Raw genomic sequence first — 26,740 nt, 5'->3', positions numbered from 1 at the left:
GTCCAACGCCTCGAAAAACCGCACCTTCAACCCAGCACATGCCACGATCCCCGCAACTCCCTCAAATCGAGGGTGTTGCGGGGATCGTTAGAACCCGCCACGAGATCGGGCGGGCCTTCGTGTGGGTGAAGCGGGCGGGTCAGGCTTCGTCGGTGTTGACCGACCCGCCGGAACGCCTGCTCTCCTTCTCTGCGACGAGCAGATACGCCATCATGATTCGCTTGAGTTCGGCCACGGCATCTTCGTGGCTCTGGCCGTCCTGCACCGAGAAGTTCAGCATCGAGTAGACGATGTGTACCAACACCTGGGCCATCAGATTGCGACGATGCCGCGGTGTGCGCGGCGTCAACGGTCCGAGCATGCGTGAGACCTGATCGGCGAACTCGCGCTCGTGAATGACCCCGGTAGCGCGAGTGGACGGTGTCGACTGCATCGCGAGCCACACCTCGCGGCGCGACGGGTCCGTCATCCACATGCCGGCCATGTGGTCGACGAAATTGTTCAGGAACCGCACCCAGTCCAGGGACGGGACCTCGCCGTCGAACTCTGCCAATTCCTGTTGGACGCCCACGAGGTCCTGACGATTGAGTTCGCAGACGATGACGTATTTGTTGGCGAAGAACTGGTACAGCGTGCCGATCGGCAGCTCTGCCCGTGACGCGACTTCTTCACAGGTGAACGACTCGAAGCCCACGTCGCTGAGCAGTTCACGCGACGCCTGGAGCAACGCGTCGAATTTGCGTTGGCTGCGCTCCTGCGTGGGACGGCGCCTCGGCATCAGCTCCTGAGTCTGCGCCGTCGACTCGAGCGCGGCGTCGAGACGGCGCGAGGACTGGGCACGAGCAGAGGATTCCACCCGGTCAGGCTATCCGTCGCGGGTGCACGGTATCCACTTCTGTCGTGCGGGTCGCATCGCCCACTCCGGATTCGGTCGTTCGTGTGGGGGACCGCTGTGTGCGTCGACAGCTGTCGGGCCGTCTCGCTGTGACAATCCCCAAGTTCAATATGGGCCAGCCAAACGGGCAACAGGTATGGTTATAGGTATCGAATCAATTTCCGTGCAGGGTGGCCGTCGTTCGTGTCCGTGGGACGACGTTCATGGTCGGGAGCCTCACCCCGAGCACAGGGAGACTGCAGTGGCAACAATCGGTACAGCGATCGAATCCGGCTCGATGCAGACGGTCCTGCTCGAGCCGACCTCGGGGGAGGTGCTCGCGCACTCCACCACCTCGCTCGACCCCGACATGACCGCCGTTCTACCGCGCGCGATCTCGGATATGCGTGCCGAGGCAGCAACGCTGAACGTGTCGGTCGACGCCGTCGCCGTCGTGCATCGGTCCGAGTCCGAGCGCGCCGAACTCGCCACGGCAGTGACCGACGAGTCGACGGTGTTCGTCTCGGCATCCCAGTCGTTCCTGTCCTGGTTGGCCCGTACGAAGGACCTCGCCGACGCGAGCACGGTGCTGCTCTATTACATGGGCGAACACGGCGTATCCATCTCTCTCGCCGACGCAGCCGATGCCACACTCACGCCCGCCAAAAATGCTGCCCTGGACTCGATGTCCCCCGAACGAATCGGCAGCACGATTCCCCTGGCATGGGAAGTGGTCGACGAATCCGGCAAGAAACCGCAGGCCGTGGCGCTGTTCGGAGACAGATCGAGCAACCGGGACTTGATCGACATTCTCTCCCTCGGTCTCGGTGTGCCCGTCGTGCGAGTGGGTGCCGCTGATCGGGTCGCCGCCTGCGGGGCAGCCTGGCTCGCGTCGGTTCCGGTCGAGGATCAGGCCGCTCTCGTGGAAACGGAGAGGGCCGACGACGCGGAAGAAGCCGCAGTGCCGGAGACGGTCCCTACGGTGGTGCCGGCGTCCCCGGTGACAGCGACGGGCAGGTCGAGTTCAGCGACCGGCGGCCGCAAACTGATCTTCGCTGCCGTGCTGCTCGCCGGGGTGGCCTCGGCCGGTGTCGCCGTTGCAGCCACGCTGCCGAGTAATGGAGATGCGACCGCCGGGCAGAGCGCCGACCGACGCGACAGCGGTGCCGATTTGGCCGGCGCGACACGCTACGTCGATCCGACGACCGTTGCGCCGCTCGTGCCTGGGCTTCCGGTCGACGCCCTGCCGAAGACGCTCCCGCCCACGGCGGATTCAGCCCTCGCGCCGACGACCACACCGCCGACCGGGACGACGCAGCAGTGGACTCCACAGCAAGGGACTCCGCCGTCCTGGGTGTCGCAGGGCGCTGCGCCTGCAGGTACCCCGCAGCCCGCTGCGGCGACTGTGGATCCGCCGCAATTGACTGTGCCCACCGTCGTTCCCGAGCCGGACAAGTCCCAGGAGCAACTCGAGCAGGAAGCTTGGGCTCGGCACTGGCAGCACACAGGTGAGTGGATCGCGCAGGAATTGGCTGGAGGCTGACGTGTCGCTTCGGTAGGTGCGAGCAAATGACAGACTGGCGAGAGCCCGTCTGTCATTTCTCGTCTGGAGGAACCATGCCGACCGATGTATGCCCCGCCGACATTCGATCCGCGATCTCGAAGTCGATGCCTAGTGCGAAATCGGAGCTGGCAGAACTGGTCCGGTTCCGATCTGTGCACGATCCTCGGCAGTTCCCGGTGGAGGAATGCGTCGGTGCAGCGCAGTGGGTGCAGCGGGCGTTCGTCGACGCCGGAATTCCCGACGTGCAGTTGATCGAGACCAACGACGGCTCACTGGCTGTCGTCGGTTCTCGGCCGGCACCGGCGGGAGCACCGACCGTTCTGTTGTATTCGCACTACGACGTCCAGCCTCCCGGCGACAGAAGCTATTGGGACAGTGAGCCTTTCGAGCTGACCGAGCGTGACGGTCGGTGGTACGGCCGAGGCGCGGCCGACTGCAAGGGCAACATCTTGATGCATCTGCTGGCGCTGCGCGCGGTGGGGGAGTCGCTCGACGTCGGCGTGCGCATCGTCTGCGAGGGTTCTGAAGAGATGGGCACGGGCGGTCTCGAAGCACTCGTCGACGAGCGGCCCGAGTTGTTCGCTGCCGATGTCGTGGTGATCGGGGACACCGGCAACACTGCGGTGGGTCTGCCGACGGTCACCACCACCTTGCGTGGGATAGCCAACGTCGTCGTACACGTGGAAACGCTTGCTGGAGAGGTGCATTCCGGAATGTACGGGGGACCGGCACCCGATGCGCTCGGCGCACTGATCCAGGTGCTGGCGACTCTGCGCAACGAGCACGGTGACACCACCGTCGACGGTCTCGATGGCGCGCAGACCTGGGATGGGGTGTCGTACGACGCCAAGCAGTTCAGATCCGATGCCGGGGTGCTCGACGGAGTCGCTCTGGCGGGTTCGGGCACCGTGGCCGACGCGGTATGGGCGCGCCCGGCTCTGACCGTTCTCGGAATCGACTGCCCGCCCGTCGTGGGCTCGGCCGCTGCAATCTCCCCTCGAGCCTCGGCACGGCTCAATTTGCGAGTTCCGCCAGGGATGGATCCGCAGCAGGCGCAGGACGCGTTGGTGGCGCATCTGGAGGCACGCACGCCGTGGAATGCGCGCGTCACCGTCGAGCGAGAAGCGATCGGTTCGCCGTTCCGGGCCAGAACCGACGGCCCGGGCTACGCGGCGTTGTCAGGTGCCTTGGAAGAGGCATTCGGACGCCCCATGGGGACGGCGGGGCAGGGCGGGTCCATTCCGTTGTGCAACGCGTTGGCGGAGGCATTGCTGGACGCCGAGATCGTGCTGATGGGCGTCGAAGAACCCCGATGCCGGATCCACGCCCCCAACGAGAGCGTGGACCCGACGGAAATCGAGAAGATGGCCGTCGCCGAGGCGCTGTTCCTGCAGCGACTGGCCAGATCACACCGCTAGGTCGCGGCGGAGCTTGGCGACATGGCCGGTGGCGCGCACGTTGTACTGCGCCACCTCGATCTTGCCGGCCTCGTCTACGAGGAACGTGGAGCGAATGACGCCCTCGTAGACCTTGCCGTAGTTCTTCTTCTCACCGAACGCACCCCAGGCCTGCAACGTCGTCTTCTCCTCGTCGGAGAGCAGGGGGAATGTCAGCTCCTCCTTGTCGCGGAACTTGGCGAGCTTGGCCGGCTTGTCGGGGGAGATGCCGATGACCTCGAGGCCTTCGCCGTTGAGCTCGGCGAGGCTGTCGCGGAAGTCGCAGGCCTGCTTGGTGCAGCCAGGGGTGCTCGCGGCGGGGTAGAAGTACACGATCACCTTCTTGCCGGCGTAGTCGGCGAGGGAGACGTCGTTGCCGTCGGCATCGGGCAGGGTGAACGCCGGAGCGGTGTCGCCCGGCTCGAGCTTGCTGTATTCGGTCACCGCACGAGAGTATCGAAATACCGCCGTGCTCTAGGCTCGAGTACGACCAAGACTATTTGCAGACAAGTTGGAGGACACGTGGCCAAGGACACCGACCGAATCGAGCGCGAGATCGAGGCCGCTCGCAATCAGCTGGCCAGCACGCTGGACGAGCTGAGCGTCCGTGCCAGCCCCAAGAACATCGTCGCCAACACCAAGCAGACGGTGGTGGCCAAGCTCAACGAGCCGGCCGTGAAGTTCACTCTGCTCGGAGTCGGCGCAGTGGTAGCAGTTCTCGTGGTTCGCAGGATCTTCAACTGACGCAACAGGTGCCTTGACCAGCCGATTTCACATCTGGCCGCATCTGCTGTTAATGTTTCTCCCGCACCGCAGAGAACACGCGGTGCGGATCGGCGCCATTAGCTCAGTTGGTTAGAGCAGCTGACTCTTAATCAGCGGGTCCGGGGTTCGAATCCCTGATGGCGCACAACGAGTGCCCCTGAACAGCATAATTGCTGGTCAGGGGTACTTTTTGTTGTCTTGGTACGTGTAGGCGACCGCAAGCGTCGCGAAGATCGACATTCTGTGACCTGCGGGTTTTCAAGCGGCGGAGGGCGTTTCGGAGACTTGACTCTTAATCGCAAATCTTAAGAGTCAAGTTCGCGGCTTTTACCGCTCTGACCTGTGCAGACGGACACTGTGAAGGTATCCCCGCGCTGTCATCGGACGGTTGCGGACCCGTAACTCATCACTTACTCATCTTTTTGGCCGAAAAGAGAAGGGTGCCGTTGGGTTCTTTGGGCAGTTCAGCGCGCCGTTCAGGGGCTATACAGTCGCTGATGCCTGGGGTTGAGTTCGTGCCCGAAGCATTCGACGTGATCGACCTGGCGGCATTGATCAGGTGGAGAGTGAGCCTGGCGGTGACGAGGAGAAGCGCGGGTTCCGCGACCTAGAGGGCGCAGACCGTGACGGGCAATGGCTGTTCAAATCCCGCAGGATCAAGCCGCTCGTAGGCTCGCAAGAGCGACGTCGGCGAGGCGATGCACCGGATAAATTGATTCGCGGTGAGGATTGGGCCGAAAGGATCTGCTCGGCCGGGTAATGCTTAGACAGGTGCTTTGTCCTTCGCAAAAAACGAAGCGGCACTAAACGCGAAACGGTTGGGACTGCTCCGGCTTTGGTTGACATCTGATTTGTGGGGATCGCGCCTCACGGTCGAAGGATCTTCACCATGCCGAAAGCATTTCCCGAAGAGTTCCGCCGCGACGTCATCGCCATCGCACGCAAAGGCGATGACGTCGCTGCGTCGGATCGCGGACGATCAGCGGCGGATTTGTTGGAGGGAGGTGGCGAATGCGTCGAGGGCGATCGATACGTCCTCGACACCGAACGCCAGCGGCGGGCGAATTTTCAGGACCTCGTCGTGTCGTCCGATTCGTCCGATGAGCACGCCGTTGACGCGCATGGCATCGACGACGGCTTTGGCGGTGGGGCCGTCTGGTTCACCGGTCGCCGCGTCGACGAACTGCATGCCCATGAACATTCCGGTTCCGCGTACCCCCGTGAGCCGGTCGTCGCCGTCGACCAGATCGTGGAAGCCCTTCTCGAACAGCGCCGATGCTGCTTGCGCCCGCTCGAGCAGGCCTTCGCGGTCCATGACGGTCAGCACCGCGTGTCCGGCGGCTGCAGCGGCCGGTGTGGTGGCGAAGGTGTTGAAGTAGGTGTTTCCGGCGGAGAAGGGCTCGACGATCTCGGCGGGTGCGATGACTCCACCGAGCGGGAAGCCATTACCCATCGGCTTGCCGAGGACGACCATGCTGGGGAGGAAGCCGGCGCACTGGAAACCCCACATGTGGTCGGCGGTTCGCCCGAAGCCGCTTTGGACCTCGTCGCAGATGACGACTCCGCCGGCTTTGTGGACGCGTGCGCACAGCCCGTCGATGTATCCCTCGGGAAGGTCGGGCAGTCCCTCGGTGGAGAAGAGTGGATCGAACAACAGAGCCGACAGGCCGTGCCCGGACCGTTCGAGATCGGCGATGGCAGCGTCGATCTGGGCAAGAGCGTCGGCGAGCGAGAGCGTCGATCCGCGGGTGTCGGGTGCAGTGAACGTGCGTACGTGGTCGCCGAGCGGACCCGACTTGGGCAGGCCGGTGGTGACGGCAGCCATGGCCTGGGTGTTGCCGTGATAGCTGTGATCGCTGATCAGGATCCCGGAGTGGCCGGTGTGAAAGTGCGCCATTCTCAGAGCGAGGTCGTTGGCCTCGGACCCGCTGTTGGTGAAGAACATTCGGTCCAGCGAGCGCGGGAACCGGGAGAGCAATGCCTCGGCGTACGCGATGGGGGTGTCGGTGAGGTACCGGCTGTGGACGTTGACCGTCGAGAGCGCGCGGGTGATTGCCTCCACGACGGCGGGGTGGCAGTGCCCGACGTGGGGGACGTTGTTGTAGGCGTCGAGGTATACCCGCCCGTCCGACCCGGTGACCCGTACTCCGGTGGCCGAGACGATCTGCAGGGGGTCGTCGACGTAGAACATCGGGGTGTGCGGGCCCAGCACGGCGGAGCGCCGCCGGAGCAAGTCGGAAGCGTCGGATGCCGGGAGGGCGGTGGTGCCGGAGTGCAGTGCAGTCATCGGAAACCTCAGAGTAGGCAGGACAGGGTGGGGTGGGCGAGGGTGTTCGCGGGCTCGGGCGCGAGGGGGTGTAGAGCCAAGTACTGTGCGGCGTTGCGAGCGACCAGGTCGACCAAGGAGCCGGCGATGAAGTCCGCTGTGGGGTCACCACGCCTGGCGGCGGCCCAACCGAGGTAGGTCAATCCTCGAGCGAGGGTCATGCCCGAGAGGAGCGTGTGGTCGACGTGGCCTCGGGTCGAGGCGTAGCTGGCGAGTGCGGCCGCGGCGTACTGCTCGAACAGAGGGGGCGGTTGAAACCAGAACCATAGTGTCGCGATCTCGAACGCATGCCATCCGTGTCCGGCATCGTCGAAGTCGATCAACACTGCTCGCTCGCCGGCCACCAGCACGTTTTCTGGTATAAATTCGGCGTGAATGAGCGAGTAGTTCTCGCATGTCTTTGCGACCGCCGACAGGGTGCCTGGACAGAGTGTTCAGCGCATCGGCGATCAGGGGCCGGACCGGGTCGAGCTCGGCGAGGGCGAGAGGGTCACCCCAGACGGCGTCTCGGCCGACCAACCCCTCGAAATCCCAGCTCGGGCGAGATGCACCGCCGGACGCATCGCGGGTGCTCAGATGATTGTGCAGCTCGCCTGCCAGTGCACCGACTCGATGGAACTGCTCCGAGGTCATCGTGGAGGTTCCCGCGAACGCCGATTCGATGTAGCCCATCGCTGCTGCATCGTTCACCCAGCGCAGCACACTGACCGTTCGTTCGACCCCATCGTCGACCACAGTGGTGTAGAGGTCACCGTCCACCGTGGGCACCACGGCGGGCACATCGAACCCGGCCCCGGCCAACGCCAGCAGAAGGTCGAGCTCAGCGGCGATCGCATCGTTGGTGTTGTACGAGGCGCGGTGCAAGCGAACAGCGAGATCCCCGGCCGCGCGGCGCAGTCGGAATACGTGATTCTCCCGGTACTTGACCAAAGTGAGGTCATGACCGGCGAACCCGTATACGGCGAGTGCGCGTTCGACGATGGCGTGCGCGTGCACCGAGGAGTTCGAGCGCGCGGAATTGTCTGTGGAACTCGTCGAGCGGTCGGTCACGGCGGCTCCTCCGTCTGGCGTGTACACACCACGCAGCGCGAGTACCGCACCGGAGAAAAGGCCGCCGGTGACTGCTGGTGACGACGCTCACGTAGGTGGGCGTACAACTAGCATCGCTGCATCGAGCGTCATAGTCAAGACGGAACGTGCATTTATTGAACGGTCAGGTCAGGTTTTTTCCGACTTGGTGACCGCCACCACGCCCTCGGCGAGGGTGCGCATCGCCTTGGCCACGTCGTCGCCCGTGCGAGTGCCGTGCGCGACACTGGTCAGTGCCGACCGCATCGCCCCGGTGAGAAGTTCTGCGACGACATGAAAGTGCTCGGCCGGGACGGCGTCGAGCTGTGAGCCCGACACGCTTGCTGCGTAGTCCTGTGCGATGTGCTGAGCGATCACACTGGATGCGTGACCGCGGACGAGGGTGAGAGCTTGGTCCAGTGAGGGGTCGTCGATGGCGTAGAAGCGGCCCAGTCGCGGTTGCGCCGCGATGTCGGCGATCGCCTGGGTTGTGGCGACGATTCGACCGGTGAAGTCGCCCTCGGAGGAGTAGATCGCGTTCGCTTTATCGATCAACTCATTGTTGATTTCCTCGTAGAGCTCACAGAACAGCTGCTCGCGCCCCTGGGGGAAGTAGGTGTACAACGTCCCTTTGGCTGCGCCGGCACGTTCGGCGATGTTCTCGACCGACGCCGACCCGTAACCGGCCTCGGCGAACACTTCCAAGGCGGCATCGAGCAATTCCCGCCGCGTCCGGAGGCGGTTGCGCTCACGCAGAGTCAGCCGCGGAGCCTGCTCCTCAGTGTCCACTCGCATGTGCCGCTCCTCCTGTTGCGTGACTCTCCCGTCCGGCGCTGGACGACGTTGGGAAATCGCGCGGTGCTGACCCGCCGCGCAGCCCGTTCATCCAGCATTCGGATACGCCGCGATGCTATATGCGCTCCTCGGTGACTCGACAGTCGAGGCGTCTTCTCGTCTGGTGACGCACGCTGTCGCCGACGAATCCGTCGACGCCGATCGATTTCGGTGCGGGTGATCCGTCGTGGGCCACCGATGTTGGTTCGCCCGGTTTCGGACCGTCCACGCACAGGGAAAGCGTTACTGCAGAATATTTCTCGCGAAATTTGAACGGTACGTCTAGATATTGACCTATCCGTGTGTTTTGATGACGTGAGTCACATTCGAAAGGGAACCTCCATGACGATCACCACAGACATCGACACACTCTCGGTGCAGCAGTTGCTCGACGCCATCCAGCCCTCCGCCGGAGGACGAGAGATTCTCGACCCCGCCACCGGTGCCGTCGTGGGTCGTGCTCCCGAACGGTCGACCGCCGACCTCGAGGATGCCATCGCACGGGCGCGTGCTGCCCAGACCGACTGGGCTGCAACGAGTCACAGTGACCGAAGTGCATACCTGCTGCGTGCCGCCGACGCCGTCGAAGCCAGCACCGAAGCCCTCGCCGAACTGCTCTCACGCGAGCAAGGCAAACCCCTCAACGGGCCGAACGCGCGGTTCGAGGTCGGTGCATGCGCCTCGTGGCTGCGCGCCACAGCAAGCTTCGATCTGCAGCCCGAGAAGGTCGTCGACGACGGCGAGGGACACGCAGAGCTGCGCTACCGCCCACTCGGCGTCGTCGGTGCGATCGGCCCGTGGAACTGGCCGATGATGATCAGCGTCTGGCAGTTGGCCCCCGCATTGCGCATGGGCAACACCGTGGTGATGAAGCCGTCGGAATACACCCCACTGTCGGTGCTCGCCCTGGTCCATGTCATCAATAGCCAGCTGCCCGCAGAGGTGTTGCACGTGGTGGCGGGTGGACGCGACATCGGCGAGGCGCTGTCCTCTCACACCGACATCGACAAGCTCATGTTCACCGGCTCCACGGCGACCGGCAAGGCGATCATCCGATCGTCGGCCGACACCGTCAAGCGTCTGACCCTCGAGCTCGGCGGCAACGATGCCGGCATCGTGCTTCCCGACGTCGACGCGAAAGCTGTTGCGCAGGATCTTTTCTGGGGTGCATTCATCAACACCGGACAGACCTGCGCAGCACTCAAGCGCTTGTACGTCCACGACGACGTCTACACCGACGTGTGCGATGCCTTGGTCGAGGTAGCGGCGGCAATGCCGATGGGCGTCGGAATGGACGAGAACAACGTCCTCGGACCGCTGCAGAACAAGGCCCAGTTCGACATCGTGGCCACTTTGGTCGACGCTGCGAAGGCGTCCGGAGCTCGCGTTCTCACCGGCGGCAATCCTGAGGCAGGCCAGGTCGGCTACTTCTACCCCACCACGCTCGTCGCCGATATCGGCAACGACAACGACCTGGTCACCCAGGAGCAGTTCGGGCCCGCTCTGCCGATCATCCGCTACTCTACGGTCGGCGAGGCCGTCGAGATGGCCAATGCGCTCGATGTCGGTCTCGGCGCATCGGTATGGTCGTCGAACATCGATCAGGCCCGCGAGGTGGCGGCGCGGATCGAGGCCGGGACAGTGTGGATCAACAAGCACGGTGCCGTCGATCCCCGAGTGCCGTTCGGAGGCGCGAAGCAGTCCGGCTACGGCCTCGAGTTCGGTGTCGAAGGACTCAAGCAGTTGGGCGCACCGCAGATCATCAGTTACTGATCAGCCCCCGAACCGGCGATGCCCAGCACGTTTTCTTTACCGAACGTGCCGGGCATCGCTCTGCAGTGAAAGCGCCGAACAGGGCTGCATGACAACACTTGTCGAATGTATGGACACGACTATGGCGGGCCTCCCCTCAGGGGCGGCCCGCCGCCATAGTGGTGTATCGAATGCGTACGGATGTGTGTCAGTTACCGCGAGCGATCCACTCGGCGAGGTGGGGTGATTCGGTGCCGATGGTGGTGCCATTACCATGCCCGGTCAGAACGGTGGTCTCCTCGGGGAGGGCGAAGAGCCGGTCGCGGATCGATCCGATGATGGTGGGGAAGTCGGAGTACGAGCGCCCGGTGGCACCGGGGCCGCCGGAGAAGAGGGTGTCTCCGGAGAACAGGACACCGACCTCGGGCAGGTAGAGGCACACCGAGCCTGGGGAATGCCCGGGTGTGTGGATGACCTCGATGTCGGTGCTTGCCACAGCGATCCGCTGACCGTCGTCGAGGGTCCAATGGGCGGTATCGGGGTGCGTCTGCTTCCACAGGACGTCGTCACCGGGGTGCAGCAGGATCGGCGCGTGAAGCTTGTGGCCGAGTTCGGGGGCTACGGTGATGTGGTCGTTGTGTCCGTGGGTGCACAGGACAGCGTTGACGTGGCGGCCGGCGACGGCATCGATGATGGGCTGTGCGGTGTGGGCGGCGTCGATGACCACGACGTCGGCGTCGTCACCGATGAGGTAGATGTTGTTCTCGACTTCCCATGATCCGCCGTCGAGTTCGAATACCCCTGTGGTGACCACTCGTTCGATCCGCATACCGCCTGCGTTGACGAGTGTTTCGACGTTCACGGGACGACGACCGATCGAAGGACCTCGCCGGCGTGCATGCGGTCGAAGGCTTTTTCGACGTCGCCGAGGTCGATGCGTTCGGTGACGAATTTTTCCAGCGGGAGACGGCCTTGCATGTGTAGGTCGACGAGGGTGGGGAAGTCGCGTTCGGGTAGGCAGTCGCCGTACCAGGAGGACTTGAGTTGTCCTCCGTGGGAGAAGAAGTCGAGCAGTGGCATCTCGACGCGCATGTTCGGGGTGGGGACGCCGACGAGGACGACGGTGCCGGCGAGATCGCGACTGTAGAAGGCTTGCTTCCAGGTTTCGGGGCGTCCGACGGCGTCGATGACGACATCGGCTCCGTGGCCGCCGGTGAGATCTTTGACGGCGTCGATCGGGGCGGTGTGGGAGGCGTTGACGGTGTGGGTGGCACCGAGTTCTTGTGCCCAGGCGAGTTTGGTGTCGTCGCGGTCGATGGCGATGATGATCGACGCTCCGGCGAGGGCTGCTCCTGCGATGGCGGCATCTCCGACGCCGCCGCAGCCGATGACGGCGACGGAGTCTCCGCGGGTGATGTTGCCGGTGTTGACCGCTGCTCCGAGGCCGGCCATGACGCCGCAGCCGAGGAGTCCGACGACGGCGGGGTCGGCGGTCGGGTCGACTTTGGTGCACTGTCCTTCGTGGACGAGTGTTTTGTCGGCGAACGAGCCGATGCCGAGGGCGGGGGTGAGTTCGGTGCCGTCGGTGAGGGTCATCTTCTGTGAGGCGTTGTGGGTGTCGAAGCAGTACCAGGGGCGGCCGCGTTTGCAGGCGCGGCATTCTCCGCAGACCGCGCGCCAGTTGAGGACTACGAAGTCGCCGACGGACACGTGGGTGACTGCGTCGCCGATGGTGTCGACGATGCCGGCGGCTTCGTGGCCTAGCAGGAATGGAAATTCGTCGTTGATGCCGCCGTCGCGGTAGGTCAGGTCGGTGTGGCAGACCCCGCAGGCCTGAATCTTCACGACGACGTCGTGGGGGCCGGGGTCGGGGATGACGATGTCGACGAGCTCGACTTCGGCGTCCTTGGATCGGGCAATAACGCCGCGGACATTTTCAGGCATGGGCTTCTTTCTGCAGTAGGAGCCGAGCATTCTCGGGCGGAATTCCGTTGCGGCGGTAAGGCCGTCACCGTGTTGCGGCGCGCATCAACGCACCGAAGTCCGGAGCATTCAAGGTCTGGTGCAGTCGACGCAGGCTGTCGTCGAGCTCACCGCGATGGTCGTAATCGTCGTTGTGGCCTTTCTGAGCCCCTAGGTCAGAGTCGACGCAATCTCGTACCGTCCGAGGTCGAATCGGGAGAGTTCGGCGTGATCAGTGCCTTCGGTCATGTCGGCGAGGATGCTGCCGATGACCGGGGCGTAGCGGAATCCTCGGCCGTTGCAGCCGGCACCGAGAACGACGCGTTCGTGGGCGGGGTGACGACCGATCAGCCAGTGGCCGTCTTCGGATTCGGTCCACATGCACACTGTCGTTGCCACCGGGTCGCCGGTGATCTCGGGGAGACGGGAGCGCACGAAGGACAGCACTGTGTCGAGGTCGGCCTGGGTGACATCCTGCGAGAGGGAGTCGGGGTCGATGACGTTGCCCTTGCCGGGGACGCTGACCTTGAATGTGCCGTCGGGTTCGGGGCACCCGTACGACGGTGCCGAATCGTCGCCGGCCGGTGCAGCCACGTACAGCGACGGCAATCGGGGTGCGGCGGGATCGATCGCGAAATTCGCCAGAACCTGGCGCTCGACACGGGTGGGGAAGTCCAGTCCCAGTACGGAATTGGAGAAGGCACCGACGGTGACGACGAGGCGGTCCGCCTCGTATCGGCCTGCTGCGGTCGTCACGACGACACCGTGATCGTCGGCGGTCCAGTCCAGCACCTTCTCGCCGTACTTGACCTGTACGCCGGCCTCGCGGCCGAGTTGCTGCATCGCGTGGATCGAGGGCTGTACCTGCGAGACTGCTGCGTTGGGCTCCCAGACCGCCAACTCGCCGTCGGCGATCCGAACGCGCGGGAAGCGGGCACGAGCATCGTCACCGGTGAAGATCTCGTGTTCGAAGGGGGAGGCCTCGAGGTTTCTCAGTGTGTTGTCGAACCACTTCGAACCGGGGGTGCCCACGAAGACGTTGCCGGTCGTCTTCATCACTTCGATGCCCGTACGGTCGGCGATCGTCTTCCAGGCAGCGAACGCCTTCTGGGTCAGCTCGACGTATTCGGGTCCGGTGCTGTTGGACTGGCGCGCGAGTCTGGTTGCGCCCGCGTGAGATCCGTGTGCGTGCGGGGGAGTGAAGGCATCGATCGCGAGGACCTTGTGTCCGCGCTCGGCGAGCTGCCAGGCGGTGGAGCTGCCCCACGTTCCTGCTCCGATGATGATTACGTCAAAGCGCGACATCGCCGCCACTCTCCTTCTGTCGAGGTGTTGCTGTGGAGTTGGCTCGGACGAGCCGACGAGCAGTGTTCGCGGTCTGCTCTGCGTGCGTTGGGATGCGCGCGATGCGAAAGCAGGACCACCGAGGACATCGAGTGAGCTCGCTCACTCCGTAGCGCTCAGTTTAGGTCCACGTCGACAATTGTCAAGACGGAGAGATCTATTTTTGAACTAACCGTACAAATTATTGCTCTCGGAGGTGCCGTTCAGGCGACGGTGTGTCGATGCGACAGTCCGCGGACCAGTGCGTCGAGCCCGGCCAGCAGATCGTGAGCGGTTGCACGCCTACGCGCGATATCGGTCAGAGCCCACCGCATGGCACCGACGATGAGGGTGGCCAGGGCATCCGGGTTGTCGGTACCGATCTCTCCGCGAGCGGCCGCATGTGCGAGATCCTCGGAGATCAGGCCGATCCACACGCTCGAGGCATGCCCACGGACCGGGTTCACAGCCTGATCGAGTGCCGGGTCGTCGATCGAATAGAACCTGCCCTGCAGTGGGCGCTCGGCGACGTCGAACAGGGCTCGGGCCAGGGCCTGGATGTGGTCTGCGAAGTCGCCGGGCTCGCTGTAGACGACGGCGGCACGTTCGAGGAGCTCGGTGTTGATCTGCTCGTAGAGCTCGCGGAAGAGTTCTTCTCGCCCCTGGGGGAAGTAGGTGTAGACCGTCACCTTCGACGCTCCCGCCAAGGCTGCGATGGCTTCGACAGTGGCGCCGCCATACCCGACCTCGGCAAAGACCTCCAGTGCTGACTGCAGCAGCTCTTGCCGCGTGCGGATCTTGTTTCGCTCGCGGAGCGAGAGTGTGCCTGCCGCTGAACCTTTCGCCATCCGCACTCCTGGGTCCGTGTCGCTGGTCGCGCCGATCGAATGACCGAAAACGTATCACCCGTTCAGTTTGCGTCCGGGTGTTACAGGTTTCACAGTATCCGTTCGTAAAGAGAACTGTATGCGCAGAAATACGAGTTCTGTGCGCGGATGTCCATGGCGCAGGTCACACTCCGGCCGCATAGTGGTGCGACTGCGCGCCGCACCGAGGAATCGACGCCGACTCCAGCGAGGTGTGCAGCGCGCTCGTCCACGCCGCCCATCTCTGTGCGCAACCGAAAGTGGGAGCAACGAATGAAGCTCGACGGAAAGACGGCCCTGGTCACCGGTGAAGGAACCGGCATCGGTGCGGCAATAGCCCAGCGGTTGGCCGACGATGGTGCCGCAGTCTGCCTGGTGGGCCGCCGCGGCGGGCGGCTCGACATCGTGGTCAACAAGCGGGCATCGGCCCCTTCGGATCGATCGAGGACTGCGATCTGGGTGAATGGACGGCGGATACACTCTGCTCGATGTTTCGACACTGGCGTTTCGCGACCAGTAGAGCCGATGACCTGCCGCCGACCTTATCGAGTGCAGCTCAGCACACGAACAGACGCCGGCTGGAACCATCCGCGTTGTTTCATCGATGTAAAGATTGAACGACCCATGCAAAAATATTCCGCACCGTCTTGCTTCTGTGAGATGTGCGACATATGTTCGGAGAAGTCCTCCACTCCGGCCCGTTCGATCCAGCTCATCGAACAACCCGCCACGGTCCAGCGCGACGTCGACCCGGTCCGGATGCCCGACCTGCTCTCCAGCTCGGCACCGATATCTCGACGCGAGCAGTCAGCGCTCTTTCCGAACACACCGAACAGGAATCCCGGCCATGCCCGAAGCCTCACCCGTCAGCGCATCCGACACTCTCAAGCATGCAGAAGCCGTTCTCGCGCTGGCGCTTCCACGCTTCGGGCTTCCGGCGGACCTGATCCCCGAACAGCTCCCGGTATCGGAAAATGTGTCGTACCGGATTCGGCCCGACGGAGCGCCTCCGGTGGTAGCCCGTATCAGTCGTCCCGGTGGGCACGATCTGCGTGTCCGCGAATCCGAACTCGCTTGGCTCGCCAGCCTGGGGCAATCCTCCGAATCGTTGGTACCTGCAGTGCATCTGTCCACGGACAGCAAGATGGTCATCACCGTCCGTCCGCCCGGATCGGACCTGGACTACCACGTCAGCTTCTTCGAGTGCGTGAGCGGTGAGCACCCCGACGAGGACGACTTCGCCGCGGTGATGCCCAAACTCGGGACCATCACCGCACACCTGCACGAGCACTCGACGCAGTGGACGCGTCCGCAATGGTTCAGCCGCCCAGACTGGGATTTCGACGCCGCGTTCGGTCCCGCAGCCCGCTGGGGAGACTGGCGCGCAGGGGTCGTCGAGACCGACCAGATCGAACAGCTCACCCGGGTGCGATCGTTCGTTCGCGACCGGCTGCACTCCTACGGGTCCGGATCCGACCGATACGGACTCATTCACGCGGACCTGCGTGCAGCGAACCTGCTGGTCGACGGCGATCGCTGTCGCTTGATCGACTTCGACGACTGCGGACCCGGCTGGTTCATGTACGACCTGGCAACGGCACTGACCTTCGCCGAAGACCACCCCCAGGCGCCGGATTTCATCGACGCTTGGCTGCAGGGCTACCGGTCGGTGCGCGAACTACCCCTCGAGCACGAACGCGAAATAGACACCTTCCTACTGATGCGGCGCATGCTCACCATCGCATTCCTGGGCAACAACCCCGACATCGCGGTCAGCCGCGAGATGCTCCCCGGCCTGGCTCAGCGCACCTGCGACTGGTCCGACGCCATACTGACCCGAGACGCGGCGAGCCTGTGATCGACCGCGACCTCCAGGCCCCGTTCACCGTGCCCGCAGGAGCCATCGAAATCATCCTTGTTCGGCACGGATCCTCCAGTGCCACAACCGATGGCGTCTTCCTCGACGGGCATGCAGATCCGCCCCTCTCGTCCGGCGGCGTCACTCAGGCCGCCGCTGTTGCACACCGACTACGCGCCCTCGACCCCGCCCGCACGGCCCTGTTCGTCACCACGCTGCGCCGCACGGCGCAGACCGCCGAACCCACCGCCGCCGCCCTCGGAATCGCCCCCACGGTGATCGCGGACCTGCGCGAAGTCTGCCTCGGCGACTACGAGGGAAGCGAGTACGAACACCGCCGCCGCGCCGCGGACCCACTGCTCGAGCGAGTCTTCGCCGACGAGCGATGGGACCTGATCCCCGGTGCCGAAAACGCCGAGACCTTCCGCGCCCGCGTACACCGCGGCCTCGACACGATCGTTCACACGACACCTGCGGGATCGACCGCCGTGGCCTTCGTCCACGGCGGAGTCGTCGCCGAGATCTGCCGATCCACCACCGGCAGCCGTCCCTTCGCGTTCGTCGACGTCGAAAACGGCTCCTTCACCCGCATCGTCCACCACGCCGATGGCGCATATCGCCTGCGCACATTCAACGACACCACCCACCTCACCCCTGCCGACGAGACCGCACAACGGTCACACCCGGCGCACGCCCACAGCAGCGCTACCAGCGCCGCACATTCCTGAACGAGTCGTTCACGATATGACCGACAGCTATTGACAATGACCTACTAACGCATGAAGATAGCGATGCGTTCAGTGATCTGAATCACTCTTCTCGTCCGACGGTGGTAGCCGCCCGCACGGCCCACCCCTGCCGGTGCCTGTACCCGCCGTCGCACGTTCACGCTCGACTTCACTCAACCTCGGAGTCCCAATGTCCACCACCCAGCCGTCCACCTCCAGCAACTCTCCCGATCCCACTGCCGCCGGTACCGCCGAGCGCGGGGGATTGCGGCCCGGTCGCCTCGGCGTCACCGCGATCATCTTCTTCGTCGTCGCAGCTGTCGCCCCCATGGCCGCCATCGTCGGCGCATCCCCCGTTGTCTTCTCTGCAAGCGGCTCCAGCGCACCGACGGTGTACCTGCTGGCCGCACTGCTGTTCGTTCTGTTCGCGTCGGGTTACGTGGCCATGAGCCGACACATCACCAACGCCGGTGGATTCGTCGCCTACATCGCCCGCGGGCTCGGAGCCCGGGTCGCCACCGCCGGTGCAGGCCTGGCGATCTTGTTCTACGGCACCCTGCAGGCAGCATTGTGGGCACTGTTCTCCGTTTTCGCCCACGACACCATCGCCAGCAAACTCGGCATCGACATTCCTCGTGCGTTGATCATGTTCGTTGTCCTGGTGGCCGTGACCGGACTGACCATGCTCGGCATCGATCTGAGCTTGAAGGTGCTCGGCGTCCTGGTCGCGCTCGAAATCGTCGTCTTCGTCATCCTCGATGTCACCATCATCGCCGGCGGCGGTGCAGCAGGAAATTCTGTTACCGCCTTCGATCCGTCCGCACTCGCTGGCCCCGGATTGGGAGTGGCATTCCTGTTCGCGTTCGCGTGCTTCACCGGATTCGAGGCGACAGTGGTGTTCTCGGAAGAGGCCAAAAACCCGCGCCGGACCATCCCGCGCGCGATCTACGGATCCATCGCCTTCATCGGGTTGTTCTACGCGGTCACCACGTGGGCCCTGGGCAATGCGGTCGGTAACGAGACCGTCCAGGCCGCAGCAACCGAAGACCCCGCAGGTTTCGTCTTCGCCATAGCCCAGCAAGAAGTCGGCACCTGGCTCGCCACGACACTCGAAATCCTCGTCGTCACCAGCTTCATCGCCATGCTCATCGGCTTCCAGAACATGTTCGCCCGCTACCTCTACGCCCTCGGGCGTGCAGGAGTCCTCCCGCACCGACTCGGTACGGCGACCTCGACGTCCGGCACCCCGCGCACCGCCGCAGCCGTGGTCGGGATCGTCGTCGGCATCGTCTTGATCGGATTCGAGCTCGCGGGCGCAGACGCGTACACTGTCACCTACAGTTGGTTGCTCGCTCTTGGCACCACCGCCCTGATCGTCATCCTGATCATGACCTCGATCTCGATCTTCGCCTTCTTCGCCCGCACCAAGCTCGAAACCAACCCGTGGACCACCAAGATCAGCCCGGTCCTGGCGGTCATCGGCTTCGCCTACGTCGCCTACCTTGCGGTGAGTAACTACGACGTGCTGCTCGGCGGCCAAGGCGGCATCGCGCAATGGCTACTTCTGCTCATCCCGGTCTTTGCGATCGCCGGATTCCTTTGGGCGACAATCCGTCCCAGTGTCAATTACGAAGCGGAACTAGTTTGACACAGCCTATCTGCATAGAGCCTCCGGCCTCCGATTCGGGTCGGAGGCTCTACGTGGTCACGCGACTTGACCAGAACGGGTGCCAATTCTGCCGAAACCCATGCATCCGACGAATTCGTCGGATGCATGGATTGCTGTCTTGGGTCACGCCGACACGACGCGCGCGGCTGCGTCAAGAATTGAGGAACTCCTACTCGGCTGCGTCTACCACTGCGATTCGCTCCGTGCCAGTAACTTCGCTGCCCAGTCAATGCCGTCGCAACAACACACCAGTGGCAGCCGCAGCGAGCGCAAGACTTGCCGCGACCACGACCATGACTGCGGTGTAACCGGAGTCGTAGGCCTGGCCGGCTGCACGAGAGAGCTGGTCTGCGATGGCAGGGTCTTGCGCGGCAATCGAGAGTGCGCTGTCTATGCTGTCGCGCGCGCCCTGATCAGTGCCGTTCGGTAGCCCGATGCGGGAGGTGAACACAAAAGAGACCTCCAAGCATCGCTATCGGCAAGGATCCCAGCGATCATCGAGACGAGAATGTCTGCTTCGAGTGGCGAGGATTAGGCGACCAGCTAGAATCGTTGGGTCGTTACCAGTTGTATTCCGCCATAGTGAACATGGCGAAGCCGGCAGCCAGGACGCCCGAGAGGAAGGCGGGGTTCCGGAAGACGCCGAGGACCAGGAGTGGATATGAAAGACGTGCCTGTCGTCGCACGAACAAGGTCGCACTCAGCCCGACTGCCGCGGCAGACAGCAAAACTGTCCAGCCCGAGCCTTCGACTTTCACCAACTCCTTGATCCCGACGACGAGGCCCGCCAGTGCTACCAAAGGGGAGTGCCCGGGCTTTGGTTGACATCTAACCTGTGAGGTTCGCTTCTCACGGTGGAAGGCTGTTCACCATGCCGAAAGGGCGCAAGGAGGCTCGGTGCGAACGGATCGTACATTCGGATCGCGCTAGCTAGTTCCAATCCGCAAATTTTGCATATACGCTGTCGTACAACGGGTTATGAGGTTCCATCGGGGCGGGGCATGCGGTGACAACCCCGCAATGGAGTCGTTCTTCGCACTCGCCTACAAGAACGTCCTCGACCGCCAGCGGTGTTCGACCCGCGAGCAACTACGGCTGGCGATCGTGACATGGATCGAGAAGGCCTATCACCGCAAACGTTGATCGCGACGCCTCGGTGAGCTCATCCCGATCGAGTTCGAGACAGTCAACCGGACCGCACACTCGGCCTGCAGCACTCAACCCCGACAGTCAACTGAACTCGGGGCGGTCCCCCTGCCATGCCAGCTCTGTTCGCTTGCGCCTGGACTGAGACTGTATCAACGTCTCCTCAACATGGCGTCTCATGACCAGCCTGGCGACTTCTACCTCCTGGCGGAGGGAGCCATACGTGTGGTATCTCACGTAGATGAAGACACCGCCCTCCGATCTCCCCTCGGAACGTTCCAAGGTAGGCGCGGGGGCAGAAGCGGGTCGCTGTGTGCTGGTTGTAGATGATGACGAGAGCATTCGTACAGTTGTCAGATGGCAGCTGAACGATTCGGGATTCGGGGTCATCGAGGCGGACGACGGTGCTATGGCTTTACGGCTTATGGCACACGATCAACCTTTGCTCATTGTGCTGGATTTGTCGTTGCGCGCAGTAGGTGGTCTCGACGTCCTTCGTGAAATTCGCTCCGGACGTGCGGGGGTGCCACGCGACTTGCCCGTGATCATATTGTCGGGGCGTAGTGGGGAAACGGACCGAATAGTCGGACTCGACCTCGGAGCGGACGATTATCTGGTCAAACCGTTTTCGCCGGGGGAGCTCGCCGCGCGGATACGGTCGCTCCTTCGCCGGGCCGCGCCGTTCACCGCCCCGCAAGTGATGTCGATCGGGTCGCTACGAATCGAAGTCCCGAGTCGTGAAGTCAGTGTTGCCCGCAAACGGGTGGAATTGACAGTCAAAGAATTCGACCTGCTGTTGTTCTTGGCAACACACCCACGTCAGGTTCTTACGCGTCGTCAACTGATCGAGGGTGTGTGGCATTCAGGTGACTTCTTGGGCGAGGCCACCGTAACCGAGCACGTTCATCGTCTGCGGAACAAGCTGGGTCGAGACCCGGGTGTTCCACCGATACGCACTGTGCGTGGCGTGGGTTATCACTTCGACGGCCCCTCGGTCCCACGATGAACGGGATTGGGCCCTCGCACGTGGACGAGAGCAGCATTCTGAGTTCGTTCGACATGTCCTATCTGATGGACCAGCAAATGAAAATTCTCGAGATGGTCGCCGCAGCGATGCCGGTGCAGCAAACACTGGATGCGGTCCTCACCGCACTCGAATGCTTGATGACGGGTGCTCGATGTTCGATATTGTTGGTCGCGCCGTCAGGTCTTTCGCTTCACCACGGTGCTGCTCCAAACCTGCCTTCGGAGTATCTACAAGCTATCGAGGGCCTCAGGCCCGGCCCGCGTTCGGGATCCTGTGGAGTGGCTGCGCATTACGGTAAAACCGTTGTCGCACAGGACGTTCGAACTGACTATCGGTGGGTGGATTTTCGAGACATCGCCGTCGCCTCCGGTCTGATTGCATGCTGGTCCACGCCGATTGCAGATCCCTCCGGGCGTACTGTCGGCACTTTTGCCGTCTACCACAGCGCTCCGCACCGGCCGACTGCCAGAGAGCGACAATTGGTAGACAGATTCACCTACCTTGCAGCGGTCGCACTCGAACATGGCCGCTTACTCGGGGACCTGATCGAGAGCGAGGAATTGTTCCGACGATCATTCGAGGATAACCCAGCGGGTGCGGCTCTGTTGGATCTTGATTGGGTATTCGAGCGCGTAAACACATCGTTCGCAAAGCTCGGTGGCTACCGCACTCAGGAACTGGTTGATCGACGACTCGAATCGGCGTTGCAATTCAACAGCTCTTCTGAGAAGCGGATTCATGCCTTACTCGCTGACGGCGATGTATTTTGCGTGACGGAACAGATGGCGGTGATTCGGAAAGATGGTGGGGAAGTACCCGTTGAGGCGACCTTCTCGTTGGTGCGTGGCCGCGATAACTCCCCAGTACGATTTGCATTGAACCTGGTCGACCTCACCGAAAGACTGTCGGCCGACGAAGCGAGAACGGAGCGAGAGCGTGCTGAAGTTGCGCGCCAGGTCGCCGAGTCCCACAGCTCGGCAAAATCGGATCTTCTCACCTCGGTCAGCCACGAAGTCCGAACACCATTGCAGGCGATAAAAGGCTTCACCGAACTCTTGCGTACGCTGACCTTGGACGGGGAACGCCGGGAAGAAGCCCTGGCCCGCATCGATTTCGCCGCCGACCACGTCCTAGGTTTGGTCACCGACGTCCTCGACATCAGCCGGATCGAAGCCGGTGTACTGCCACTGAAAATCGAGCGCATTCTCGTCGCCGAAACGGTTTATGACATCGCCAGGCTGCTCTCTGCGTTGGCGGACACGCGTAGCATCACGGTAAATGTCTCGATCGAGGCGTCGATCGAAGTGTGGGCAGACCTTGGCCGCTTGCGCCAGGTTCTTTTGAACGTGATCGGAAATGCTCTTCGCTACGGACAGGCTGGGGGAACGATAGAGATATCAGCAGTTTCCGGCACGTCGATGACGGCGATTACCGTCTTGGATGATGGTGAGGGCATACCGCAGGACTATCTTCCGCATTTGTTTACGCCGTTCTCGCGTGGAGGTCATGACCGGGGTGCCGGGGCGGCCGTCGACGGCTACGGTCTCGGGTTGATGCTGTCGCACGGCCTGATCACAGCAATGGGAGGGAATTTGACCGCGCGGAATTGCAGCGGAGGGGGCGCCGCATTTGATATTGCACTGCGGTCCGCTCATCGCAGGAACTCCCCGGCCGGAACGCCGATATCCGAGATCGGCGTCGACTTCTAGCGCGGCGACGCCGGATCGAAACCGTGGACGCCGGACAACAAAGACATCGTGTGATGCCCAACCCCGAGACTCGCAGCCTTGCACAGGTCTTCGATCGTGTCGACGTCGCAGCTCAAACCGCGACCGAAGCCGCCGAGTTCGGTGATACTCGAATTACGATGACGGTTGGCCGATCCCGGTCCGAACTTCGTCCGCAGGTCTATCGCCCTGCGGGCGGTGACGCATGTGGTTCCGTCGCCCTGCGAGTCCGGGTGAAATGAACGGTCGTGTTTACGCGCCTCCTGCAGCATCCGGTCGAGTTCGCTGACCTGCAGCGCCGGAAGATCAGGCAATACTGCCAATACATGGCCGTGGTGGCCGACGTCCCTACCCCAATTACGAGCGCATTCGATGGCCGAGTCGATCCCAGTTCCCGGTTCCAGCACCACAGCGCACCCGAAAGCATGTCGCTGTACAGCGAGATCCGGCGTAGTCACCACAACGCTACGTATCTCGTTCGAGGACATGAGCACTTCCAAGACATCCTTGAGGAAGGCGATTGCGTATCCCTCACGGTTGGGCACGGCCAACCGAGATTTGGCTTCAGACAATCGACGAATAGGAACGATCGCCATCCAGCTCGGAGCGGTCATGACGGGTGACTCCGGAAGCATGTACTGGGAAATTCGACGGTTCGCAGGCGCGGTGCGAGATCCTTCTCGAACAGTTCGAGGAACCGCTTCTGATCGTGTCCGGGCGCGTGGAATACCAGGTGGTTCAGGCCGGCGTCGGTGTACTGCTTGATCTTCTCGACGGCCTCGTCCGGGTCCGATGCCACGATCCAGCGCTTGGCGACCTGCTCGATCGGCAGCTCGTCGGCGGCCTTCTCCATCTCCATCGGGTCGTCGATGGAGTGCTTCTGCTCCGGCGTCAGAGACAGCGGAGCCCAGAAACGGCAATTCTCCAGTGCCAGTTCGGGATCGGTGTCGTAGCTGATCTTGATCTCGATCATCTTGTCGATCTCGCCGGCGTCACGCTCTGCCTTGCCTGCACCCTCTTCGACGGCGGGGAGAAGCTTGTCGGTGTAGAGCTCCATGCCCTTGCCCGACGTGCAGATGAAGCCGTCGCCCGCGCGCCCTGCATACCGCGCGACGACGGGGCCGCCGGCCGCGATGTAGATGGGGATACCGCCCTCGGGAACGTCGTAGATCGACGCGCCCTTGGTCGTGTAGTACTCGCCCTTGAAGTCCACGCGATCGCCGAGCCACAGCTCGCGCATCAAGCGAACCGACTCCCGCAGTCGTGCGAAACGCTCCTTGAACTCCGGCCATTCGCCGGTGAACCCGGTGGCGATCTCGTTGAGCGCCTCACCGGTTCCCACTCCGAGCATGATGCGCCCGGGATACAGGCAGCCCATCGTGGCGAACGCCTGCGCGATGACCGACGGGTTGTAGCGGAACGTCGGCGTCAGAACGGACGTCCCGAGCTGGATCGTCTTCGTGCGCTCGCCGACAGCCGTCATCCAGGCAAGGGAAAACGGCGCATGCCCACCCTCGTGTCGCCACGGCTGGAAGTGGTCACTGACAGTCGCGGAATCCATGCCGTGCTGCTCTGCGAGCACACCGAGCTCGACCAACTCACGCGGCCCGAACTGCTCCGCCGATGCCTTGTACCCGAGCTTGAGACCCTGCGCCATGCTAACTCCTCGATACGTCCAGTTGGTTGGGCCGACAACCGGTACAGGTTGTTCATCGACCAGGTTCACTGTGTTCTGGGAAATCTGGATGCCGCGAAGTTCACGTACCAAGCCACAGCTGTCGGGTTGTCCACCGACGCAATGTTGACGGCACTGCTTATAGACCGGCCAACCAAAATCTTCTTTATCGGCATCTCGAGCTTTTTGCCGTTCAGTGTTCGTGGAATCGCAGGTGCTTCGATTATTTCGTCCGGAACGTGCCGGGGCGACAGCCGGTTCCTCAATGCGTCTGTGATGTGACGTCGAAGCTTGTCATCGACGTGCTGACCTTCGGCGGGAACTACGAACAGCCCGAGCCAGTACTCGTCGTCGGGCAGGTCGAGACCGACCACCACTGAATCTGCTATCTCGGGCATGCCGTCGATCACGTTATAGAAGTCCGAACTTCCCAAACGGACGCCCTGCCGGTTGAGGGTCGAGTCGGAGCGACCATGAACACTGATGCTTCCGTCTCCGTGGACCGTTACCCAGTCGCCGTGCCTCCATACGGCCGGCCATGTGTCGAAATAGGACTCCCGATACCTCGAACCGTCCGGGTCATTCCACAGCCACAGTGGCATCGATGGCATTGATTCGGTTATAACGAGATCTCCGACCCCGTCGATTACGGATGTCCCGTCGTCGCTCCATGCGGCGGCAGCCACGCCAGCAATTCGGCCCCCGATTCGGCCAGGCCGAACTGGGGTGTACGCGTTCGAACCGACGAAAGATCCTGCTATGTCGGTGCCGCCGCTGGTGGAATCGATCTGGATCGTTGGGCCAAGGTGCTCGATTACCCACTGGTAGTCGGCGACCGGCAGCGATGAGCCGCTCACCATCAGATGGCGTAGCGATGTCAGGTCACCGAAGTCCCTGGGCGACTCACTAGTAGTCGAACGAGCAGACGCGGATACTACGGCGGCACCGAGCAGCATCACGTGTGTGCGTGTACGGGCTGCGATATCCCATACCGCGCCGGCGGGATACCCGGGGCTTCCTTCGTACAAGACGATGCTTGCGCCCTGAGACAGTGCGCCGAGTTGCATGTTCCACAGAGCCCAGCCAGTTGATGTGTAGGTGAACAGACGGTCACCGTCGCGGAGTGCGCAATAGAGCCCTGACCACTTCAGACTCTCCAGGACGATCCCTCCGTGACCGTGGACCAGGCCTTTGGGCAGTCCAGTGGTTCCCGAACTGAACAGCACCCAGAGTGGATGCGAGAATTCGACCTGCTCGAACTCGAGGGGCGCATCGCGACCGACCGCATCTGCCCACGGGGTCGAGCCGGCAGGCGGCCATCGGTCGTACAGATAGGGAACATGCACCACACGGCGCAGGGAGGGAAGATTGTCGCGCAATTGCGCGACTACATCACTTCGGTCGATGTCCTTGCCGTTCCAGTGGTACCCATCTGCTGCGATCAGAACAGTAGGTTCGAGCTGCGATAGGCGACTTATCGTGCCGTCCGGGCCGAAATCGGGGGAGCAACACACCCATACAGCGCCCACTGCCGCTGCTGCGAGAAGGCCGATGACTGCGTGTTCGGTGTTTGGTAGATATGCGGCGACGCGGTCCCCTGGGCGGATTCCCTCACGTCGAAACCACCCTGCCAGTGCGGCCACGGAACGTTTCAATTCGGCGAATGTGATGGTCCGATCCAGTACTGTTCCTTCGGAGGCGCAAATGAGTGCGGTATCGCTGTTTCGCCCGCGTAGGAGCATGTTTTCAGCCCAGTTCAGGTGGGCTCCGACGAACCACCGTGTGTCAGGCATCGGACGGCCGGTGCGCACCTGAGTCCAACGCTGCGAGAATGCGACACCGTAGTAGTCGGCTATGGACACCCAGAACTCGTCCAGGTTCTCGACCGACCACGACCAGAAGGATTCGTGGTCCTGAAAGTGGTGCCCGGTAGTGGATTCCAGCCAGTTCAGATACTCACGCAGGGGTGACTCGGCGATACTCTCGGCGGTCGGGCTCCACACGACGTCCGGTGAGACGGCTCCGGCCTGGGTGTTACCGGTGCCTTGACGATGCTTCATACGGTCGAATCTAGGGCTGCGTTCGCTGAAAGGACAAACACAGGCTCCGTAGTTGTTGATTTGTTGAGTTTCACATGAGA

Annotated in this window: 22 protein-coding genes, 1 tRNA gene and 2 pseudogenes; 12 read left to right on the top strand and 13 right to left on the bottom strand. The window is 63.0% G+C overall.

Going from position 1 to position 26,740, the window contains the following annotated elements; all coding sequences use genetic code 11:
- Positions 1 to 139: 139 nt before the first annotated feature.
- Positions 140 to 778: a TetR/AcrR family transcriptional regulator gene (locus CH281_RS19025; RefSeq protein ID WP_080736329.1), complete on the bottom strand. Its 639-nt coding sequence runs from the start codon at positions 776 to 778 to the stop codon at positions 140 to 142.
- A gap of 358 nt (positions 779 to 1,136) precedes the next feature.
- Here CH281_RS19025 and CH281_RS19020 point away from each other — a divergent pair, with 358 nt between their 5' ends.
- Together CH281_RS19020 and CH281_RS19015 are read left to right on the top strand one after the other, a co-directional pair.
- On the top strand, positions 1,137 to 2,417 hold the full coding sequence (locus tag CH281_RS19020) for a hypothetical protein (protein WP_094695322.1): 1,281 nt from the start codon (positions 1,137 to 1,139) through the stop codon (positions 2,415 to 2,417).
- Between the two features lie 74 nt (positions 2,418 to 2,491).
- Positions 2,492 to 3,856 (top strand): dipeptidase, encoded by a 1,365-nt coding sequence (locus tag CH281_RS19015; RefSeq protein ID WP_094695320.1) that lies wholly within the window; start codon positions 2,492 to 2,494, stop codon positions 3,854 to 3,856.
- Here CH281_RS19015 and bcp read toward each other — a convergent pair.
- The gene (gene bcp, locus CH281_RS19010; protein WP_032375973.1) at positions 3,845 to 4,318 is read right to left on the bottom strand and encodes a thioredoxin-dependent thiol peroxidase; all 474 of its coding nucleotides are present in this window, start codon (positions 4,316 to 4,318) and stop codon (positions 3,845 to 3,847) included. The two genes, CH281_RS19015 and bcp, sit on opposite strands and share 12 nt — an antisense overlap.
- Before the next feature lie 78 nt (positions 4,319 to 4,396).
- Between bcp and CH281_RS19005 the strand changes: the two genes are divergently transcribed.
- Together CH281_RS19005 and CH281_RS19000 are read left to right on the top strand one after the other, a co-directional pair.
- Entirely contained in the window at positions 4,397 to 4,618 is a 222-nt protein-coding gene (locus CH281_RS19005) for a DUF3618 domain-containing protein (protein ID WP_027497653.1), read from the top strand.
- A 92-nt stretch (positions 4,619 to 4,710) separates the two neighbouring features.
- Positions 4,711 to 4,784: transfer RNA gene (locus CH281_RS19000), tRNA-Lys, on the top strand.
- A gap of 834 nt (positions 4,785 to 5,618) precedes the next feature.
- On the opposite strand, the gene CH281_RS18990 is transcribed toward CH281_RS19000, so the two are convergent.
- The 3 genes from CH281_RS18990 to CH281_RS18980 form a co-directional block, all read right to left on the bottom strand.
- Positions 5,619 to 6,926, bottom strand: a complete 1,308-nt coding sequence (locus tag CH281_RS18990; RefSeq protein WP_094695316.1) for an aspartate aminotransferase family protein — start codon at positions 6,924 to 6,926, stop codon at positions 5,619 to 5,621.
- 8 nt (positions 6,927 to 6,934) lie between these two features.
- Positions 6,935 to 7,291, bottom strand: a complete 357-nt coding sequence (locus CH281_RS27565) for a phosphotransferase (RefSeq protein ID WP_373453887.1) — start codon at positions 7,289 to 7,291, stop codon at positions 6,935 to 6,937.
- 892 nt (positions 7,292 to 8,183) lie between these two features.
- Positions 8,184 to 8,828 (bottom strand): TetR/AcrR family transcriptional regulator, encoded by a 645-nt coding sequence (locus tag CH281_RS18980; RefSeq protein WP_094695312.1) that lies wholly within the window; start codon positions 8,826 to 8,828, stop codon positions 8,184 to 8,186.
- Positions 8,829 to 9,209: 381 nt separating this feature from the next.
- Here CH281_RS18980 and CH281_RS18975 point away from each other — a divergent pair, with 381 nt between their 5' ends.
- A complete protein-coding gene (locus tag CH281_RS18975; protein ID WP_094695310.1) occupies positions 9,210 to 10,640 on the top strand; it encodes an aldehyde dehydrogenase family protein in 1,431 nt (476 codons plus the stop codon).
- A 187-nt stretch (positions 10,641 to 10,827) separates the two neighbouring features.
- Here the strand turns inward: CH281_RS18975 and CH281_RS18970 are convergent, their stop codons facing one another.
- From CH281_RS18970 to CH281_RS18955, 4 genes are all read right to left on the bottom strand, one after another.
- Positions 10,828 to 11,448, bottom strand: a complete 621-nt coding sequence (locus CH281_RS18970; protein ID WP_094695373.1) for an MBL fold metallo-hydrolase — start codon at positions 11,446 to 11,448, stop codon at positions 10,828 to 10,830.
- 29 nt (positions 11,449 to 11,477) lie between these two features.
- Complete coding sequence (locus CH281_RS18965; RefSeq protein WP_094695308.1) at positions 11,478 to 12,563, bottom strand: S-(hydroxymethyl)mycothiol dehydrogenase; 1,086 nt, start codon at positions 12,561 to 12,563, stop codon at positions 11,478 to 11,480.
- 189 nt (positions 12,564 to 12,752) lie between these two features.
- A complete protein-coding gene (solA, locus tag CH281_RS18960; RefSeq protein ID WP_094695306.1) occupies positions 12,753 to 13,886 on the bottom strand; it encodes an N-methyl-L-tryptophan oxidase in 1,134 nt (377 codons plus the stop codon).
- A gap of 242 nt (positions 13,887 to 14,128) precedes the next feature.
- A complete protein-coding gene (locus CH281_RS18955) occupies positions 14,129 to 14,752 on the bottom strand; it encodes a TetR/AcrR family transcriptional regulator (protein WP_094695304.1) in 624 nt (207 codons plus the stop codon).
- A gap of 147 nt (positions 14,753 to 14,899) precedes the next feature.
- Between CH281_RS18955 and CH281_RS27490 the strand changes: the two are divergent.
- The 4 genes and pseudogenes from CH281_RS27490 to CH281_RS18940 form a co-directional block, all read left to right on the top strand.
- Positions 14,900 to 15,178, top strand: a pseudogene (locus tag CH281_RS27490) (SDR family NAD(P)-dependent oxidoreductase); the annotation flags it as partial.
- 439 nt (positions 15,179 to 15,617) lie between these two features.
- Positions 15,618 to 16,628: a phosphotransferase enzyme family protein gene (locus tag CH281_RS18950; RefSeq protein ID WP_094695302.1), complete on the top strand. Its 1,011-nt coding sequence runs from the start codon at positions 15,618 to 15,620 to the stop codon at positions 16,626 to 16,628.
- The gene (locus CH281_RS18945) at positions 16,625 to 17,356 is read left to right on the top strand and encodes a histidine phosphatase family protein (RefSeq protein ID WP_167330070.1); all 732 of its coding nucleotides are present in this window, start codon (positions 16,625 to 16,627) and stop codon (positions 17,354 to 17,356) included. Before CH281_RS18950 ends, CH281_RS18945 begins: the two co-directional genes overlap by 4 nt.
- 190 nt (positions 17,357 to 17,546) lie before the next feature.
- Positions 17,547 to 19,004: an APC family permease gene (locus tag CH281_RS18940; RefSeq protein WP_094695300.1), complete on the top strand. Its 1,458-nt coding sequence runs from the start codon at positions 17,547 to 17,549 to the stop codon at positions 19,002 to 19,004.
- Positions 19,005 to 19,251: 247 nt separating this feature from the next.
- Here CH281_RS18940 and CH281_RS18935 read toward each other — a convergent pair whose 3' ends face one another.
- The gene (locus CH281_RS18935; protein WP_094695298.1) at positions 19,252 to 19,476 is read right to left on the bottom strand and encodes a hypothetical protein; all 225 of its coding nucleotides are present in this window, start codon (positions 19,474 to 19,476) and stop codon (positions 19,252 to 19,254) included.
- 539 nt (positions 19,477 to 20,015) lie between these two features.
- Between CH281_RS18935 and CH281_RS27560 the strand changes: the two are divergent.
- The 3 genes and pseudogenes from CH281_RS27560 to CH281_RS18920 all read left to right on the top strand — a co-directional run.
- A pseudogene (locus CH281_RS27560) lies at positions 20,016 to 20,234 on the top strand (IS3 family transposase); the annotation flags it as partial.
- 178 nt (positions 20,235 to 20,412) lie between these two features.
- Positions 20,413 to 21,177: a response regulator transcription factor gene (locus tag CH281_RS18925; RefSeq protein ID WP_094695294.1), complete on the top strand. Its 765-nt coding sequence runs from the start codon at positions 20,413 to 20,415 to the stop codon at positions 21,175 to 21,177.
- 20 nt (positions 21,178 to 21,197) lie between these two features.
- The gene (locus tag CH281_RS18920; RefSeq protein WP_179274234.1) at positions 21,198 to 22,907 is read left to right on the top strand and encodes a GAF domain-containing sensor histidine kinase; all 1,710 of its coding nucleotides are present in this window, start codon (positions 21,198 to 21,200) and stop codon (positions 22,905 to 22,907) included.
- Here the strand turns inward: CH281_RS18920 and cofC are convergent.
- From cofC to CH281_RS18905, 3 genes are all read right to left on the bottom strand, one after another.
- Positions 22,904 to 23,539 carry a 2-phospho-L-lactate guanylyltransferase gene (cofC, locus tag CH281_RS18915; RefSeq protein WP_167326782.1) on the bottom strand — a complete coding sequence of 212 codons (636 nt, stop codon included), beginning with the start codon at positions 23,537 to 23,539 and terminating at the stop codon, positions 22,904 to 22,906. The two genes, CH281_RS18920 and cofC, sit on opposite strands and share 4 nt — an antisense overlap.
- Positions 23,536 to 24,582, bottom strand: a complete 1,047-nt coding sequence (fgd, locus tag CH281_RS18910) for a glucose-6-phosphate dehydrogenase (coenzyme-F420) (RefSeq protein ID WP_094695288.1) — start codon at positions 24,580 to 24,582, stop codon at positions 23,536 to 23,538. The genes cofC and fgd overlap by 4 nt, the downstream gene beginning before the upstream one ends.
- 65 nt (positions 24,583 to 24,647) lie before the next feature.
- On the bottom strand, positions 24,648 to 26,660 hold the full coding sequence (locus CH281_RS18905) for an acetoacetate--CoA ligase (protein ID WP_094695286.1): 2,013 nt from the start codon (positions 26,658 to 26,660) through the stop codon (positions 24,648 to 24,650).
- Positions 26,661 to 26,740: the final 80 nt, after the last annotated feature.

The organism is Rhodococcus sp. 06-221-2 (assembly GCF_002258365.1).
GTDB lineage: Bacteria > Actinomycetota > Actinomycetes > Mycobacteriales > Mycobacteriaceae > Rhodococcoides > Rhodococcoides fascians.
This window is presented reverse-complemented; position numbering and strand designations above follow the sequence as displayed.

Bases quoted from the DNA above. Each gene is read 5' to 3' on its own strand.
- CH281_RS19025 (WP_080736329.1), bottom strand. From the start codon at position 778: ATGCCGAGGCGCCGTCCCACGCAGGAGCGCAGCCAACGCAAATTCGAC.
- CH281_RS19015 (WP_094695320.1), top strand. From the start codon at position 2,492: ATGCCGACCGATGTATGCCCCGCCGACATTCGATCCGCGATCTCGAAG.
- CH281_RS18990 (WP_094695316.1), bottom strand. From the start codon at position 6,926: ATGACTGCACTGCACTCCGGCACCACCGCCCTCCCGGCATCCGACGCT.
- CH281_RS18980 (WP_094695312.1), bottom strand. From the start codon at position 8,828: ATGCGAGTGGACACTGAGGAGCAGGCTCCGCGGCTGACTCTGCGTGAG.
- CH281_RS18975 (WP_094695310.1), top strand. From the start codon at position 9,210: ATGACGATCACCACAGACATCGACACACTCTCGGTGCAGCAGTTGCTC.
- CH281_RS18970 (WP_094695373.1), bottom strand. From the start codon at position 11,448: ATGCGGATCGAACGAGTGGTCACCACAGGGGTATTCGAACTCGACGGC.
- CH281_RS18965 (WP_094695308.1), bottom strand. From the start codon at position 12,563: ATGCCTGAAAATGTCCGCGGCGTTATTGCCCGATCCAAGGACGCCGAA.
- solA (WP_094695306.1), bottom strand. From the start codon at position 13,886: ATGTCGCGCTTTGACGTAATCATCATCGGAGCAGGAACGTGGGGCAGC.
- CH281_RS18955 (WP_094695304.1), bottom strand. From the start codon at position 14,752: ATGGCGAAAGGTTCAGCGGCAGGCACACTCTCGCTCCGCGAGCGAAAC.
- CH281_RS18950 (WP_094695302.1), top strand. From the start codon at position 15,618: ATGCCCGAAGCCTCACCCGTCAGCGCATCCGACACTCTCAAGCATGCA.
- CH281_RS18940 (WP_094695300.1), top strand. From the start codon at position 17,547: ATGTCCACCACCCAGCCGTCCACCTCCAGCAACTCTCCCGATCCCACT.
- CH281_RS18925 (WP_094695294.1), top strand. From the start codon at position 20,413: ATGAAGACACCGCCCTCCGATCTCCCCTCGGAACGTTCCAAGGTAGGC.
- cofC (WP_167326782.1), bottom strand. From the start codon at position 23,539: ATGACCGCTCCGAGCTGGATGGCGATCGTTCCTATTCGTCGATTGTCT.
- fgd (WP_094695288.1), bottom strand. From the start codon at position 24,582: ATGGCGCAGGGTCTCAAGCTCGGGTACAAGGCATCGGCGGAGCAGTTC.
- CH281_RS18905 (WP_094695286.1), bottom strand. From the start codon at position 26,660: ATGAAGCATCGTCAAGGCACCGGTAACACCCAGGCCGGAGCCGTCTCA.